Source organism: Paenibacillus sp. N119s, assembly GCF_059447605.1.
This window is the reverse complement of sequence record NZ_JCAJRU010000413.1, coordinates 1-2,049: the sequence shown is the minus strand read 5'-3', so window position 1 is coordinate 2,049 and position 2,049 is coordinate 1. Positions and strand designations below refer to the sequence as shown.

Sequence of the window (2,049 nt, the reverse complement as noted above, 5' to 3'; positions counted from 1 at the left end):
TCGGATCGTCACGGTCAAAAGGAACGACATCTACGTCTACTTCGATATGAGCATCTACGATTTGCCCTTTGGTACGGACCCAGTGGCGTTTACGATAACGATGGCGACGAATCGTTTTAAATCCAAAATAGATGAACAGCAGACCGATCAAGCTGAACAACGGTATGAGCAGATCGGAGCTAAAATGAAACCAGTACACATTAAAATCAATTGAAATGATAATCTACTCCTTTAACCAAGCGATAATCAATATATCGGATATACTTAGGAATAGTTTAATTTTTCCAAGGGCATTTAGGTCATAATAGCTACGTGAACTACTTTTTGCTTGATAGGGACATATCAAAATCAACATCCTCGATAAATTCAATAACCTCACCAGTAGGGCTGTGGACTAAGGCGTTTGTTACAACCAAAGGGGGTTCACCAAGTGTAAGCTGATTGGGTTCCACAAAGGTTCTTGCTCCGTGGGCAAGGGCTTTTTGGTATATTTCATCCACATGGTCGACGTAAAATGCGAGGTGTAATAAAGCCCCATGAGCAATATCCTGCTCGGATGCAGCCTTTTTTCCTTGGGCAGGAATGACGGCATCGTTATCAAAAATTTCGAGACAGGTTCTTTGGTCAGGTGAGATCAGCATGGAGGCTTCTTGAATCCGAAAGGACGGGAGGCTCCAGTGATGTCCTCTTTTAAACCCCAATACTTCGGTATAAAATGCAATGGTCGCTTGATAATCCCGGGCTTGGATAGCCACATGAGCTAGTCCCTTCACGCTCATTTTAGATCCTCCTTATATGTAAGTAAACCTTATTATATGAATAATTATGTGCTAAATATATATTTAAAATGATCTTTTTATACTATATTGGTTATGAAATCAAAGCTATTTTGGATGAAAAACATTATTTTTTAAATTCAAATCAGGAGGTACTTGAGATGCAGCATCACATAGACGAGATAGACTACAAAATCATGACATTGTTACAGCATGATGCACGAATAACGATTTCCCAAATCAGTAAAGAAATTTCGATGTCACAACCGTCCGTTAAAGAAAGAATGACCAAGCTTGAAGAGCGAGGAATTATTTCCGGATATAGTGCCGTATTTAATTTACGGGAACTGAATCGAGGGACAACAACGTTTATTCTGGTGAAGACAGAACATTGCCAAGAGCTGATTGATTTTTGTAAGGCGGCAAAGGAAGTTACCGATTTATTCCGCATCAGTGGGGAATTTAATTATCTCATTAAGGTACAAAGTTCGTCTGTAGAGGAAGTTGCAGAGTTTCAGGATTCTCTAGTTAAGCTGGGCCCCTCGAAATCGCATATTTGTATGAAAAATATACTGGAAAACAGGGTTGTGTTGTAGGTCAGCAGAGAAACGCATATTTGGAACAAAACATTCAGAAAAGCTGTTATTCGTGACATTAAATTAGGTGAATGGTTGGATAAAAAAGGTGACGCTGAATTATAACAGCGCCACCTTAATTCCCTGCTCCAGACGCTCCACGTCCTGGAGCTCGATTTTGCCAGCCATGGCGTGCAGAGCCGCCGCCGTGCCGCAAGCTGCTCCCTGCCGTAGCATGGCAGGGAGATCCAGCCCCGCCACCGCGCCGCTAACCAGCCCGGCGACCATGGCGTCACCGCTGCCGAGCGCGCTGACAATGTCCGCGTCCGGCAGGCTTACGCGGTAGCGTGCATCGCGCGTTACCGCGAGTGCCCCGCGCGCCCCGAGCGAGATGACGGCCAGCTGCGCTCCGGCTTCCAGCAGCTGCGAGGCCGCCGCTTCAGCGGCATCCGGGCGCGCGGCGTCGATTCCCGCGAAGCGGGCAGCCTCGTCCTCGTTAGGCTTCACGAGGTCAGGCTTTCCGCGCAGGCCCAAGCGCAGCGCCTCACCGCTCGCGTCCAGCGCCACCCGTGCGCCGTGCTCCTTCGCCAGCGTGCACAGCTCGGCGTACAGATCGGGCGGGCAGCCAGGTGGCAGGCTGCCGGAGAGAACGACCCAAGCCGAATCCTCGGCAAGGGTCGCAATTTTGCGCCGCAGCG

3 protein-coding genes and 1 pseudogene are annotated in these 2,049 nt (G+C 48.0%); 1 reads left to right on the top strand and 3 read right to left on the bottom strand.

Annotated elements, in window-relative coordinates; genetic code table 11:
- Positions 1–199 (bottom strand): annotated as a pseudogene (locus AC5V8P_RS25290) (DUF3592 domain-containing protein); the annotation flags it as partial.
- 118 nt (positions 200–317) lie between these two features.
- The gene (locus AC5V8P_RS25285; protein WP_064797770.1) at positions 318–779 is read right to left on the bottom strand and encodes a VOC family protein; all 462 of its coding nucleotides are present in this window, start codon (positions 777–779) and stop codon (positions 318–320) included.
- 158 nt (positions 780–937) lie between these two features.
- On the opposite strand from AC5V8P_RS25285, the gene AC5V8P_RS25280 reads away from it, so the two are divergent.
- A complete protein-coding gene (locus tag AC5V8P_RS25280; RefSeq protein ID WP_063213834.1) occupies positions 938–1,372 on the top strand; it encodes an Lrp/AsnC family transcriptional regulator in 435 nt (144 codons plus the stop codon).
- 99 nt (positions 1,373–1,471) lie between these two features.
- Here the strand turns inward: AC5V8P_RS25280 and AC5V8P_RS25275 are convergent.
- Positions 1,472–2,049 (bottom strand): 1-phosphofructokinase family hexose kinase (locus AC5V8P_RS25275; RefSeq protein WP_495474025.1); only part of this gene is annotated, 578 nt, incomplete at its 5' end.

What these genes read in the sequence shown, in the direction of transcription:
- AC5V8P_RS25285 (WP_064797770.1), bottom strand. Translation starts at nt 779, where the DNA reads ATGAGCGTGAAGGGACTAGCTCATGTGGCTATCCAAGCCCGGGATTAT.
- AC5V8P_RS25280 (WP_063213834.1), top strand. Translation starts at nt 938, where the DNA reads ATGCAGCATCACATAGACGAGATAGACTACAAAATCATGACATTGTTA.